The organism is Streptomyces sp. NPDC039736 (genome assembly GCF_055596485.1).
This window is the reverse complement of sequence record NZ_JBVIUQ010000019.1, coordinates 1-12,340: the sequence shown is the minus strand read 5'-3', so window position 1 is coordinate 12,340 and position 12,340 is coordinate 1. Positions and strand designations below refer to the sequence as shown.

18 protein-coding genes and 1 pseudogene are annotated in these 12,340 nt (G+C 68.3%); 6 read left to right on the top strand and 13 right to left on the bottom strand.

What is annotated here, in order from left to right:
- Positions 1-19: 19 nt before the first annotated feature.
- The 5 genes from ACZ56L_RS34700 to ACZ56L_RS34680 form a co-directional block, all read right to left on the bottom strand.
- A complete protein-coding gene (locus ACZ56L_RS34700) occupies positions 20-247 on the bottom strand; it encodes a hypothetical protein (protein ID WP_471069066.1) in 228 nt (75 codons plus the stop codon).
- A gap of 100 nt (positions 248-347) precedes the next feature.
- Positions 348-623 (bottom strand): hypothetical protein, encoded by a 276-nt coding sequence (locus tag ACZ56L_RS34695; RefSeq protein WP_471069064.1) that lies wholly within the window; start codon positions 621-623, stop codon positions 348-350.
- Positions 620-1,063, bottom strand: coding sequence for an ASCH domain-containing protein (locus ACZ56L_RS34690; protein ID WP_471069062.1), 444 nt, complete (start codon positions 1,061-1,063; stop codon positions 620-622). Before ACZ56L_RS34690 ends, ACZ56L_RS34695 begins: the two co-directional genes overlap by 4 nt.
- The gene (locus tag ACZ56L_RS34685) at positions 1,060-1,737 is read right to left on the bottom strand and encodes a GGDEF domain-containing protein (protein ID WP_471069060.1); all 678 of its coding nucleotides are present in this window, start codon (positions 1,735-1,737) and stop codon (positions 1,060-1,062) included. The genes ACZ56L_RS34690 and ACZ56L_RS34685 overlap by 4 nt, the downstream gene beginning before the upstream one ends.
- Before the next feature lie 94 nt (positions 1,738-1,831).
- Entirely contained in the window at positions 1,832-2,122 is a 291-nt protein-coding gene (locus ACZ56L_RS34680) for a hypothetical protein (protein ID WP_471069057.1), read from the bottom strand.
- A 684-nt stretch (positions 2,123-2,806) separates the two neighbouring features.
- Here ACZ56L_RS34680 and ACZ56L_RS34675 point away from each other — a divergent pair.
- The 3 genes from ACZ56L_RS34675 to ACZ56L_RS34665 all read left to right on the top strand — a co-directional run bounded on the left by ACZ56L_RS34675 (position 2,807) and on the right by ACZ56L_RS34665 (position 4,738).
- Complete coding sequence (locus tag ACZ56L_RS34675; protein ID WP_471069055.1) at positions 2,807-3,106, top strand: hypothetical protein; 300 nt, start codon at positions 2,807-2,809, stop codon at positions 3,104-3,106.
- A gap of 253 nt (positions 3,107-3,359) precedes the next feature.
- Positions 3,360-4,028, top strand: a complete 669-nt coding sequence (locus ACZ56L_RS34670) for a hypothetical protein (protein WP_471069053.1) — start codon at positions 3,360-3,362, stop codon at positions 4,026-4,028.
- Positions 4,029-4,144: 116 nt separating this feature from the next.
- The gene (locus ACZ56L_RS34665; RefSeq protein ID WP_471069051.1) at positions 4,145-4,738 is read left to right on the top strand and encodes a hypothetical protein; all 594 of its coding nucleotides are present in this window, start codon (positions 4,145-4,147) and stop codon (positions 4,736-4,738) included.
- Positions 4,739-5,671: 933 nt separating this feature from the next.
- On the opposite strand, the gene ACZ56L_RS34660 is transcribed toward ACZ56L_RS34665, so the two are convergent.
- On the bottom strand, positions 5,672-5,917 hold the full coding sequence (locus ACZ56L_RS34660; RefSeq protein WP_471069049.1) for a hypothetical protein: 246 nt from the start codon (positions 5,915-5,917) through the stop codon (positions 5,672-5,674).
- A gap of 115 nt (positions 5,918-6,032) precedes the next feature.
- Here ACZ56L_RS34660 and ACZ56L_RS34655 point away from each other — a divergent pair, with 115 nt between their 5' ends.
- The 3 genes and pseudogenes from ACZ56L_RS34655 to ACZ56L_RS34645 form a co-directional block, all read left to right on the top strand.
- On the top strand, positions 6,033-6,554 hold the full coding sequence (locus tag ACZ56L_RS34655) for a hypothetical protein (RefSeq protein WP_471069047.1): 522 nt from the start codon (positions 6,033-6,035) through the stop codon (positions 6,552-6,554).
- Between the two features lie 302 nt (positions 6,555-6,856).
- Positions 6,857-7,408: a hypothetical protein gene (locus ACZ56L_RS34650; protein WP_471069045.1), complete on the top strand. Its 552-nt coding sequence runs from the start codon at positions 6,857-6,859 to the stop codon at positions 7,406-7,408.
- Positions 7,409-7,450: 42 nt separating this feature from the next.
- Positions 7,451-7,696, top strand: a pseudogene (locus tag ACZ56L_RS34645) (transposase); the annotation flags it as partial.
- Between the two features lie 5 nt (positions 7,697-7,701).
- On the opposite strand, the gene ACZ56L_RS34640 reads toward ACZ56L_RS34645, so the two are convergent.
- The 7 genes from ACZ56L_RS34640 to ACZ56L_RS34610 all read right to left on the bottom strand — a co-directional run bounded on the left by ACZ56L_RS34640 (position 7,702) and on the right by ACZ56L_RS34610 (position 11,939).
- On the bottom strand, positions 7,702-8,106 hold the full coding sequence (locus tag ACZ56L_RS34640; protein ID WP_471069043.1) for a DUF6896 domain-containing protein: 405 nt from the start codon (positions 8,104-8,106) through the stop codon (positions 7,702-7,704).
- Between the two features lie 269 nt (positions 8,107-8,375).
- Positions 8,376-9,545 carry a hypothetical protein gene (locus ACZ56L_RS34635; RefSeq protein WP_471069041.1) on the bottom strand — a complete coding sequence of 390 codons (1,170 nt, stop codon included), beginning with the start codon at positions 9,543-9,545 and terminating at the stop codon, positions 8,376-8,378.
- Positions 9,546-9,603: 58 nt separating this feature from the next.
- Positions 9,604-9,831, bottom strand: a complete 228-nt coding sequence (locus ACZ56L_RS34630) for a hypothetical protein (RefSeq protein ID WP_471069039.1) — start codon at positions 9,829-9,831, stop codon at positions 9,604-9,606.
- Between the two features lie 178 nt (positions 9,832-10,009).
- Positions 10,010-10,189 (bottom strand): hypothetical protein, encoded by a 180-nt coding sequence (locus ACZ56L_RS34625; RefSeq protein ID WP_471069037.1) that lies wholly within the window; start codon positions 10,187-10,189, stop codon positions 10,010-10,012.
- Between the two features lie 182 nt (positions 10,190-10,371).
- Positions 10,372-10,800: a RapZ C-terminal domain-containing protein gene (locus tag ACZ56L_RS34620; protein WP_471069035.1), complete on the bottom strand. Its 429-nt coding sequence runs from the start codon at positions 10,798-10,800 to the stop codon at positions 10,372-10,374.
- Between the two features lie 139 nt (positions 10,801-10,939).
- Positions 10,940-11,185 carry a hypothetical protein gene (locus ACZ56L_RS34615; protein WP_471069033.1) on the bottom strand — a complete coding sequence of 82 codons (246 nt, stop codon included), beginning with the start codon at positions 11,183-11,185 and terminating at the stop codon, positions 10,940-10,942.
- Between the two features lie 43 nt (positions 11,186-11,228).
- The gene (locus ACZ56L_RS34610) at positions 11,229-11,939 is read right to left on the bottom strand and encodes a hypothetical protein (RefSeq protein WP_471069031.1); all 711 of its coding nucleotides are present in this window, start codon (positions 11,937-11,939) and stop codon (positions 11,229-11,231) included.
- Between the last annotated feature and the right edge of the window lie 401 nt (positions 11,940-12,340).

The following is a 12,340-nucleotide window of genomic DNA, read 5'->3' as shown; positions in this document are numbered from 1 at the left end:
TGGTGGGTGGGGGCGGTGGTCATCGGGCGGGGCGGGGGATCGTCCAGCCGCGCAGTGCCTCCAGGAGGAGGGCCCGGTGTTGCTCGCGGTCCTCGCGGGTGAGCGGCAGGACCCTGCTGCGGCGGGACCACGCGGGGGAGGCCGGCGGTTCCGGGTGGGCGAGCGCCCGCTCCACCTCGGTCGCGGCGTCGGCGGGAGTACGGGAAACGGGGAGAGGGATGGGGAGGGGTTCGCTGGAGTGCGTCACGGCAATCTCCTGAACATGCGAAGGTTGAAGCAGCCCCGGGGGGCGGTTCGGCTGGCCACACGGCTGGTGACGGAACGAACTGCCCCCGGGGGCTTTCCTGTTAGGCGTGGCCGGTGTCGCGGCGCTTGGCCTGGACGTCGTTGGCGAACCGTCCGAGACGGGCTTCGATCGGGTTCGCCTCGATCCACGCTTCGGCGCAGGCCTTGTGGACGGCCTCCCCTGCGTGGGAGCGCATGGGGGCGGGCCGCAGGCACAATGTGCAGGGGGCCTGCCGGCCGTCGAAGTGGCGGGAGTCGCGCCAGTCGAGCAGCCCGCCCGGGGCCGGGACGGTGCCCGGCTCGAACGACTGCTCTTTGCTCTTCCTGCGGCCGGTCACGGCCGTAGGTCGGGCAGCTGCTGAAGCACCTGCGTGAGCAGGTCTTCAGACGGCTTCCACAGACCGAGGCGCCCGGGAGCGGGGACGGGCAGGGCGAGCTCCTGGACGTCACGCAAGACCAGGTGCACGGCTCCGGGCTCCGACCAGGCGGTGCAGGGCGGGGCCCCGTCGGCGTCCTGGTGGCAGTCGACCAGTTGGGCCACGCCGAGCACGGCGCCGGTCACCAGGTCGCGGCCGCGCACCGTGCGGGCCACCAGCGGGTGGCGCAGGGCGGGCCGGTCGAGGCTCTGGCTCGCGTGCAGCAGCACGGGCCCGCGCCACGGCCACTGGTCACGGGACCGGTTCTCGACCATCTTCTGGCCGGCCAGGATGGCAGTGATCCAGGGCTGCTTGATGCTGATCGCCCGGATCCAGTCCCCCTTGGGGAGTGGGGTGTTCATGCTGCTCGCCCCCATGCATCTGCGCCCGGCCGTCCCGCCCGGCGGCCGTTCACCGTCGGGGCCGTGGTGTGCGCGGTGGTCGCCAGGACGGCCCGCCCCGAGCGCTTGCCGTCGTACATCGCGGCGTCGGCGGCCCGCTGCAGTTCGGACAGGTCGTGGCTGCCGATGGCCGGCGGAGATGCGGCGCCGATGGAGGCGCCGACGAAGGCCCGGCGTCCGTCGTCCAGGACGACCGGCGTGTAGAGCATGCGGACCAGCTGCTCCAGGCGCTGCCAGCGGACATCGGCGGGAAGTTCCAGCGCGAGGGCGAATTCGTCGCCTCCGAGCCGGCCGACCGCCGCACCGGGGCCCGCCCATGAGGTGAGCCGGGCGCCGTACGCGGCGAGGACGGCGTCGCCTGCCGCGTGCCCGAGGGTGTCGTTGATCTGCTTGAAGCGATCGACGTCGACCAAGAGCACCGCGGTGTCGTCGCCGTGGCGGCGCAGGACCTTGCGGGCGCGGGCGGTGTAGGCGTCGCGGCGCAGCAGGCCGGTCAGCGGGTCACGGGCGCGGGCAGCCAACTGCAGGTGTAGGACTGTGGCGTGCACCGCCCAGCCGGTCAACGGAATGGCGGCGGTGGTCAGTAGAAGGGCGCGTTGCCCGATCCGGGTGTACGCGCGCAGGACGGAGTCCATACTGGGGTTTCTCCCTCTCGTCTTGTACGGGATGGGTGGGCCCGGGACAGGCGGCTTGGTTTGGACGCCGTTGTGCGTCTGTCCCGGGGCAGAGCTACCTGGGGTTGAGCAGGTTGGTCGGGTTTTCCCAGCGGCAGGTCGTGGCTGCGGGCCACTCCAGCTCCCAGCCGGGCCGCAGTCCCCGTGCTCCCCAGTGACCGGCCTGCCTGCTGGGGATCGCGTCTCCGGCCTGCTGCGCGGCGAGCGCGGCGTCGTATGCCTCATGGGCGCAGCGCAGGGCCGTGGTGGGGGAGTCGGCGAGACCGATGAAGACGTGCACGCCGGTCAGGTCTGGGACGTTGGAGTGGTGTATCGGGACGTCGACCTCGAAGTGGGGCAGGGGCATGTCGTCCATCTCCCTTCGGTGTGCTTGTGCTTGGTCCTCGTGAGGTGAGGGACCACCGCGACCGCCCCGGCCCCGGCCGTGTAGGCGGGGGCGGGACGGCACGGAGCGTCCGTCAGCGAAGAGGCGATTCAGCCCTGGACGTATCCGGGGTGGTCTGGGATCAGGTCAAGCGGCTGCGACCGCGGTAGAGGAGTCGAGGCCGATGCCGCGCAGTGCATCGAGGACGTACGCCTCGAAGCGGTTCTGGTGCTGGGCGGCGACCAGCGTGGCCGGTGGCGCGGCTGTAGGCGTAGCAGCGGGCCATCATGCTGGCGTCGGTGTCGGTGAGGGCCTGGTCGACGGTGTTGCGTGCGAGGTGTTTGTTCCAGGTTTGGGCGACCGACTCACGGCGGTTGTGCGAGATCGACACGGTGAGGGATTCCGCCCACCGGCCGCTGGCGCAACCGGAGCCGCCACACTGCTTCCAGTCCCACACGTGTTTCGCAAGGTTGTGGCCAACGGAGAGCACGGCTCACACCGAGCCGAACGTCGCCAGCTTGGTGAGATTTTCGAGGGTCATTGCCGGGTGCCCCCAACAACCGTGGCCTGAGTCGCCGCACACGCCAGCCTTGGCCACCTGAGCAGCCACGATTCCCTCTGCAGCCGAGGCGCTAGAGTGCCCTTCACATTGGGGAAGGGCATGACATGGCAGAGAAGCGCTGGCAGCTCAGGCAGGAAGATCGCCTCGTTGGGACATTGACCCTCGTAGAGATCGACATGTTCTGGTCGGATTGCCACTTCGAGCCTGCTGGTGCTTGGAACGACCTCCGCCCGCTCTTCGCTGCTTCGCGGGATGCATGGGTTCGCCATGACGAAGAAGCTGCCCTTGCAGCCGATGAGGCGATCCATGCTGAGGCGCTCATCCTCGTACCCGACGGAGGTGGCGACCCCATCACAGATTTTCTGATCCGGATCAACGGAGAGACGGCCCGCTTCCGGCACTGACCGCTCCTGGCCGCCATAACCAGCCGGACGAGTCATGGTGCAGAGAAGGTCAGTCAGGTACGTGCCGTTCATCCCGGCTTTCTTCAGCTCCGCGAAGCCCTTGGAGCCGATGCGCTCCAGGAGTGTCAGCAGGTTCGGATATTCAGGCGTACGGAATAGGGGAGCCCCTTCAGCTCAGCTCGATCGCGCTATCGCAGGATGCATAGGAGGCCCGCACCCGCTGTCCTGCGGGCCGCTGGGTAGCGTCGCCCTGGTGAATCTCAACCTCTTCAACGATGTGCCTGACGACCTGACTCGACGGGCCCGATCGTTCGTCAGCGCGCACGGCATCAAGGTCAACGTCCGGCCCGTGGAAGGGCACCGGCAGTGGTGGCTTGAGCGAGACGTCCCAGCAGCAGTGATCGACCGCATGGCGGCCTACCAGGAGAAATGGGGTGGCCTGCTCCTGCCACCCGCATCGCAGTACGACGGAGGCCCCAGGTACCTCGATCCGGACTCGCCCGAATCAGACTCGGCAGGGTGGTGGTTCGAAGCCGGGATGCAACGAACCGCGATCCCCTACTCATTCATGATCGGTCCGTCTGGTGAGTTCGGAATTCAGGCAGATGCGTGGGCGCCTCTCCATGAATCCATCGAGGGCTGGGTGGAATCGCTCGCCCTGGCCCACCACGCAACGGTGTGGGCGAAGCAGATCACCAAACTTGTAGGCGATGACGTCGATGGCATCGAGCTGGATGGCTACGAACCGGTGCGTGAGGTGATGGGCCTTGTAGACACCTGGTGGAGAAGCTCTGACTCTCTGGTGGCGCTCTACTGCGGGGAGGCCAAGTCTCTCGGATTCCCAGGCGGCCGTGTCGCGTTGATCTATTCAGGGCTTGATGAGTGGGGGCTGCGAGGCGGCGTCGAGGCAGACGCTAGCTGAGATCGCTTGGGAATGAGCAAGCACCGCCCCGAAGGTCACCAGGGCCGCGATTTGCTCGTTGGAGGTCATCGGGCACCTCCTGCTGCGGCCATGAGATCGTGGTCCAGAATCAGGGCATGGACGTCCTCAAACTGCTGGAAGCCGCTTCCCTGCTGGTTCCTGAGAAGATCGCCACTGAGAACGACATCACGGTAAGTGACGTCTGGGAGTACCTCGCTCACGACGAGTGGGAAGTAGCCCTCGATTTGCTGGAAGAACTCGGTGACGTCCGCCCGCTTCCGCTCAGCTTCTGGGAAGCCCTGGCCACCGCTGCCGAGCAGATGAGGCTGGAGGAGAGCGCGGCCTGGTGCCACTGGCGCGGCTTCGAGACCTGCCACGGAATTCTCCGGGCCGACCTCACCCTTCTCCCGGCCACCGAAGCGCGACGAAAGACGCCCATCTCCGGAGCTGGTGTCCTGCGGCCGATGTGGGACATCGGCCACCGGACCGCGGCTGGCGAACCGGCTCTCAGCATTGCCCGGCTCTGGGTGGAGTTCACACCCTTCCTGGAGCCTGGGGGGCATGCTTCGGTACGGCTCGCGCCCCTGGACCCTTCGCAGTGGCAGCACCTTCAGCCCGGCCAGGTGATCACGATGCACGAGGACCAATCCGTGGCAGGCACGGCAGTTGTCCTGGAGGTCCAGCGACCCCCGGCCACGTTCACCACGTAAGAACGAGCGCAGTCGACTCGTGCCGTTGGTGCAAAGAAAGTTCAGCTCCATCAGCGCGGTCCCAGAACCGGAAACGTCCTGGACGGCCTTGGGGTGCTTGGTGCCCTCGCCGCGAGCCTTGCGGACCACTATGGCGTGCTTGATGTAGCCGGACTTGCCGGCCTTCTCCGCAAGCCAGAGCAACGGTTCGCTCCTGCCCAGGATTCCGTGGGTGATCGCGTTGATCGCGGCGCCGGTGAGCAGGGCACCGGCAGGGACGCGGTACCCGACGGAGAGGGTGGAAGCGAGCTGCACGGCCGAGTAGGAGGCGACGTGTCGGCCCGCCAAGCGGCGGCCGTAGGCGCTGGCGATGCAGGTGCGGCCTCCCTTGCCGTGCCACCAGGGGTTCTCTTCTACCGGGGAATCGTCGTTCTTGTAGACCAGGTGGGAGCCGTGCATGCCCTTGGTCATCGCGTCGTGTGAGTTCTGCACGAGCTGCCCCCCGTGCGTGGACTCCGTCGAAGCCGGCGGTCAGGGCCAGACCCTCGATGGCGCGGAGGCGATCGGTCATGCTGAGTGTGCTCCTCATCTCGGATTCGACGGTGGGGTGCGGGGCAGTCGGCCTCTTACCGATGCTGCGGTCACCCTGTGGTGCCTTCGCCCCCGGCCGGTCTCCGGCCGGGGGCAGTAGTGCTCAGAACGGCGGCTCGTTCCAGGCCGGGATGGGCAAGAGCCGGATGCACAGCTCCCGCCAGTCGGACCAGCAGTCGTACGCCTCCATCTTTAAGAAGGCTCCGCCGACCCATCAACCGTCCTCACCCCGGCAGTCGGGGCAGGAGCGACGGGCCTCGGATCGCAGCTCGATGCGGTGTCGGTCGGCGTAGAACTTGAGGGACCGGCCTTGAGCGCGGCGGCGTCGGTCAGCACGCAGTGCGCCGCGCAGGTGGCGGGTACTCACCGCAGCGGGATGGCGTGGCAGGTGGCGGCGTGGTTGTTGGCGTCCGGCCGGATGTAGAACAGGTAGTCCTCCTCAAACCTGTCGGAGGCGTCGCCGCAGCCATGGCAGGTCCAGCGTTTGTTCTTCGCGTGCTCGCCGGGACCGATGACGTCCACGTACGAGCCGCCGACCGTGATGAACCGGATCAGCAGGTTGTTGGGGCGGTCCGGCTCGGTGAAGGCGGCGAGGGTGGCGGTGCTCATCGGCTGGTGTCCTCTCGGATCAGGCGGCCAGCAGGTGCTTGGTCGGGGGTGCCCCTATGGGTTTCGTCAAGGGAATCGGGCTGCGTTTCGGCGCGTGGCAAGGCAGCATGGCGTGATGCCTGACCTGCTGTGGGATGACGTTAAGAGTTTCTTTGCTCCCGATCTGATGGGATCGCTGCCGGACGTCCGTGTCCCGGATACCTCGGTGGAGGACTGGCAGGCGGTGCTTGACCTCATTCGGTCACGGGGGTGGTCGTGTGAGTACTCCGAGGACGGTGTTGTGGTCCGGCTGCCGAGAGCTGCGGAGATGCTGGTCCGCGGTGAGGATGCCGACGTGTTGCTGAGGGTCTGGCCGGTCTCTGGGTTCCTCGTGATCTTTCGGGCGTATGAGGCTGGCTCGATCGACTTCGACGTTGATCTGCGGGAGTTGCAGGGTCAGGACGGCGTGGACGTGCTGTGCCGTCTACTGCGGGCTATCGGGCGTCGGCTCGGCAAGCAGGTATTGCTGAGCCCGGAGTCTGATCCGCTCCACCCGGTTCTCGGCTTCGACGGCGAGGCCAACCGTGTGATGCTGCTGGCCCGTGCAGGAAGTCGCCTTCTTCCCAGGAGGCGTTCCATCCGGCGCGCAGCTGGGTGAAACATGTGGTCCTTGGTCAGGTCGGTGTTTGGCGGCGCGGATGCCTGGTTGAGGGGGTCGAGGAAGCCCGGGTTGTTCGGGTGGTGCTGGCCGTTGACGGGCTTGTCGTCGGATTGCATGGCGGGGCGCTCCCTTGGTCGGGTTCGTATGACGCGGGGAGGGGAGGCCGGAGGGCCTGGCCCGCACCCGACCGCGAGGGGTTCAAGTGCGAGGAAGACACCTCAGGCAGTCAACGTTTCAAGCTGCGGCCCCCAGCCCGCTGTGTAGCCTGTCGATCTGTTCGAACGGGATGGGGGTGGGACGTGAAGACGCTGGTAGAGGGGGCCGTCGAGGAGGCGCTTCGCGACGGGCGCGGCAAAGCGGTCCGCCTGTATGTCGCCGCGTGTGCGGAACGCATGGCGCCGCTGTTCGTCGGCTTGCGGGCGGGCGTACCGGGGCGGGAAGCCGACGTGGACCTCTATGTGGAGTCCGTGAGCGGTCTTTGGCTTGCCGACAGGCCACTTGCCGACGCCGCCGAGCGAGTGCGCTGGCTGGAGCGTTTTCCGGAGCTCCAGCCGGATGAGGAGGGGATCACCGGTGTCGCCGACACCTACGCGTTCTTCGCCGCCCTCTGTCTGCGCTATGCCCTGCTGGCCCACAACTCGGGCAACGCTGATGACGCGGTGTCCTGCGGCCATGCGGCACTCACCGCGATGGGCATGCTGGACCAGAATGTGGCGGGCGCCAGCCTTCTGGCCGACGAACAACGGCTCCAGTCCCTCTCATTGAGCAGTGATGCAGCAGGTCTGTGGGACGCGAGCGTCACAACAGGGCGGGAGAGGTTCCGGGTCGTGATGGGGCGCCTGCCCCGATAAGCGTCTCCATCGCTGCCTGTGCGATGTGGCCTCTCCTTTTACTACGAATTCGACAAGTACCGTCGCCTCCTGCGGAAGCGCGGCATCAAGCCATTGATCGCACGACGCGGCGTCGCCCACGGTTCCGGACTGGGCGAGGTGCGCTGGGTCGTTGAGCGCGCCTTTGCCTGGCTGCACCAGTTCAAACGGTTGCGCATCCGCTACGAACGACGCGCCGATCTCCACCAGGGTCTGCTCGAATTGGCCTGCAGCCTCATATGCCTGCGCCGCCTGCGAACCGCACCCTGAAGTGATCAGATCGCCACGCTGAACCATCCCGGCCGAACCTCGTTCACGAACGGTTGCAGCAACCGAACTGCGGCCTGCAGGTCCTCATCCGTGACGTCTAGAGGCTCCGGCAGGCTCAGCCCGTACCGGCGCAGTCGCCAAAGGTCGAAGACTTCGCTTCCGTCGGCTGCGAAGTCCACATCGACCTCAGTGCCGTTGTCGCTGACGAAGAGGCAGCCTGCCCCATGAACCTGGTAGGCGTAGGTTCCGACGTGCCCGCTCCGGCTGATGGCCCGGGACGAACGGACCAGGCTGAGAACATCCGCCAGCTGCTCAAGAGAGGGGATCGCCACCCTCATGGCCTCGTCGACCGCGTCCAGGGCGTGGACGTAACCGAGCACGAGTTCTCGTGCAGCCCTAACCTGTTCCATGCGGCGTCATCCCCCCTGAACTCGTGGCTGAAGGGATTGTTCCATGGGGCCGCCAGCGTCCCCGCAGGACGGCATTCTGAAACGATCAGTCAGTCGAGAAGACGTACAACCTGCCCCGAGCCAGCAGCCCGTCCGCGATGCCGAAAAGCAAAGGGCTGTCCTTCCTCCAGGGCAACAGGCCGTTCGAGCGTAACCGTCACGTCGCCCCGGTGGAGCGGATGCAAGACATCCAGCCCCCGGTCCGGAAGGCGGCGCGCGGCGGGGCTGTCCTACTCAGCCGGCAGACGGAGCATCGGTTCGAAGGGCGCGTCCTTCTCGCCCTCGACCGAAGGGAGGAAGCCGTCCGGGACGGTGCGGGCGGCCGTGGTGAGGAGGCGGGCCAGGACCTCGGGCTCGGTGGCTGGGGGGAGGCGGAGGGCGGCGAGGAGGCGGTCGCGGACCTCGGGGTGGTCCGGGTGGTCCTCAAGGTAGTCGGCGTTGAGCGCGGGGGGACGGAAGCCGGCCAGGGCGTCGTGCCAGGAGGGGAGGACGATGGCCAGGGTCAGGGCCTCGGCGAGGGACTCCGCGATGAGGGAAGCCCGGCCCTCGGAATCGGTGTAGAGGACGGGGCGGACGCGGTCGGAGCCGGCCGGGCCGCAGAGGTAGTGGGTGCCTCCCGCGTTGCAGCCGGCCACGGGCTTCACCGGGAGACCGGCCGGCAGGGCGATCGACTCGATGGGGTCGGTCCGCGTGAGGTCGAATTCGCCGTCGCAGGCGAGGTACGCCTCGACCTCGGGGTCGGCGGCGATCCGGCGGAGCAGGGCCTCGTCGGAGAGGGCGGCCGGGTTGAGGCTGTGGGCGGCTTCGGGGGTCAGGGGGTGGCCCGCGAGGACGTGGCGGACGGTGTCGAGGGGGACGGGCCGCCCGTAGTCCTCCTCGAAGTGCGCCTGGACGGCCTCGGGGGAACGGTCGGTGAGGAGGTGGAAGAGGTGCCCGGAGCCGTCCGGGTCCGGGCTGCCCGAGGGGAACTCGATGCCCGAGCCGGTGCGCCAGGCGCTGCCGCCGGTCTCCCACCACAGGCAGGCGGTGACCCGCGGGGCGCCGAGGCCTTCGTCGACGAAGGCCGGGTCGTCCAGGAGCGGGCGTAGCGCGGCAGGCACCTCGTCGATGACGCCGGGCCAGACCTGTTCGTCGTCCGTGCCGTACGGGCTCATCTCTGATTCGTGATCGAAGCCGCGGACGAGCGCACCGGCCGGGGTGAAGAGGACGCAGAAGTCGTCACCCGAGCCGTTGTCCATCAGGGCCGCCTCCGTCCCAGGCCCCCAGGTGGTGGAGAAGGAGTAGCGGGAGAACTGCGGGTCGCGGCAGATCGCCTGGTCCAGCACGGCCAGCGCGCGCAGGTGCGCGCGGAGCTCGGCGGGGTCCGGGAGGAGGGCGGCGGTCGTGTGCACGGTGTCCATGAGCTCATGCAAGCAGCCGGCACTGACATCCAGAGCGGCGGTCCGCTCACACCTTCTCTCACTCAGGGAACGGAAAGCCCAGCTCACGCAGGCGGGGCAAGCACATTGCGAGGCATTGCTCCACAGACGCGGCATCGGTTCGCACAAGGATGTCCTCGCGCAACGGCGCTCCACTGGCGACGAAGGTCCAAGGCCTGCCCCTCTCTGCCATCCGCTCAGCGTCGGCCTTGAGCAGCACCGTTACGCCCTGTTCAGCCAGTGCTTCCATAACCGCGACGACGTCCACCGGCACTCTCTCCTCCCGAAGCGCTTCGAACGCGCCATCGGACGACCATATTCACTCCGGGCCGGACCCTGGACACCGCCCGCATGATCCAAAGCGACCGATCGGGGCGCTCTGAACTGGAATACGCGGCACCTCACCATCGAGCTCACCAGTTGCGAGGCCGTGCAGGGCGGCTACTTCACCTCAACACGCTGAACTTGACAGAGAAGTCGTCGCTCACGATTTCGCGCAGTGCGTCCAGGGAGAGGACCTGGGAGGCGGGCCAGGCGCGGGCGATCGTGGACTTCCCGGTGCCGGACGGGCCGATGAGGACCACCAGGGTGTTCGGGGGCATCTCCGGGTAGATCATCTCGGTCATTCGGATTCTCCTTTGGCACTGAAAAGCCGGGCAGTGGCGTAGTCGATGAGGAGTGGCGGGTGGGCACATGGCCTCCAGCGGTCGGCCGTCCGGTCTCGGTGTGGCCGGGTGGGCACCGCACGTCCCCGCCACCCGCCCCCGGGAGTTGGGGGTGGGTGGCGGGGACGGCGGTGTCCGTCCGGTCAGCGGTCGACGACGGGCCGGTGGAGATCGCGGTGGAGGACCGTGGCCGTGACGCCGCGCTCGTGCAGAGTGTCAGCGAGGTCCAGGGCGACGCTGCCTGCACGATGTTTGCCGCCGGCGCAGCCCAGGGCGACGTTGATGGTGTGCTGGTGGGCGCTGGGTCCGGCCTGGTAGGCGTGGACAGTGTCGGCGAGCGCCTGGACCAGCTCGGGGATGCCCGGGGTGGCGTCGACGGCGGTGCGGACCGCGTCGTCGAGAGCGGTCTGGTGGCGCAGCGCGGGATCGATGTGCGGGTCCTTGAAGTGACGGCGCAGGTCACACAGGACGTCGACACCGTCGGTGGGCAGCGGGCCGTGGAGGTAGCCGAAGGACACGATCACCAACTGGGGGTCGGTGGTCGTCGGTGTGGTGGCGGGCGGGCACGTCATGGGAAGCACCTCATTTCTGGTCAGCATGGAAGAAGTGCGGGGGATGTCACCGGGGCGGCTGGACTCGCGGCCGACAGCCGCCCCGGGGGCCAGGGGTGTTACGCGCCCAAGCGGTGGGTGACGAACGAAGGACGGGCGGTCACCGCAGCGGAATAGCGCGGCAGGTGGCGGCGTGGTTGTTGGCGTCCGGCCGGATGTGGAACAGGTAGTCCTCCTCGGGCCGGTCGGAGGAGTCGCCGCAGCCGTGGCAGGTCCAGCGGTTGTTCTTTGCATGCTCGCCGGAGCCGGTGACGTCCACGTACGAGCCGCCGACCGTGATGAACCGGATCAGCAGGTTGTTGGGGCGGTCCGGCTCGATGAAGGCGGCGAGGGTGGCGGTGCTCATGGTGTGGTGTCCTCTCGGATCAGGCGGGTGCGGGAAGGACCGGTCACCGGGTGGCGGCGGTCATGTCCTTACCCTGGGGCTCCACCGGGGCGCGGTCGCTGCTCTCGGTGACCGGGGTGGCCGGGAGTCCGGCGGCGCGGGCGGCGAGCTGATGGCGGATCTCTTCCACGTGCCGGATGGGTACCGGCTGTTCGCCGTCCCCGGTCAGCAGGGTGTACTCGCTGTTGCGGCCGTACTGGGTCGGCGTGGCCTGGTAGTACAGGCAGACGCCGGGCGCGAGGAAGAAGGACGCGCTGCCGTCCTCATAGCCCCGCCAGCGGTCTTCGTTGCGCAGGAAGCCCTCGCTGCGGTCGACGTTCCACATGTCGGTCGCGGCCCGGACGGCAGCGTCGGTCTCCGTGGCGGCTACGGTCTGCGCCAGGGCTCCAGTCAGAGTGTCGGGCACCGGCACGGCCACCGGCACCGGCACCGCGGGGCACCGGCCGATCGCGGGACGGAGGCTGCTTCGCGCCGCGGTTACCCGGCGCCGCAGCGGAGCCAGGAACACGTCGGCCAGGGAGTTCGCGGCAACGGCGGACACGACCGCGACGCCGCCGGCCAGGGCCAGGCGCCCGTCGGTCGGCCAGTGGGCAGGCGTGTGGGTATAGACAGCCCAGGCACCGGCGGCACCGCCGAGCACGGCGGTGACGGTGTCCAGGCCCTCGGTCACGGCATCGGCCACAGCCAGGGCGGCGCGGTGAACAGTTCGCTGCATGGTGGGGTGCTCCTTCGTCGGTCGGATGTGAGGCAGGTGGAAGTAGTGCCGAGTGTCGGCCCGTTGGCCGTACCTCGCCTGTGTCACCGGGGCGGCCGGGCTTGTCGCCTGCGGCCGCCCCGGGAACTGGGGGGTTACGCGGCCAGCCGGTGTCCCGGGGCGGCCGCAGGGTGGATGTAGGTGTCGGGGCTGGGCTCGTAGCCCCGGGCGCAGGGGTCACAGCGGCCCTGATTTTTCAGGGGTATTAGCGGAGAGCACTTGTTGCGCGCGTGTCGTATTCCGGGACGCCACGGCCCCTGAGGCTTTAGACGGTGTCCTATGTGGGGGTGCTGGGTATCCCTGTTCAACATGGGCCAGGGAACGTGGAGTTGGATTGTTCCGGATGGGTTGTGGGAGATCGC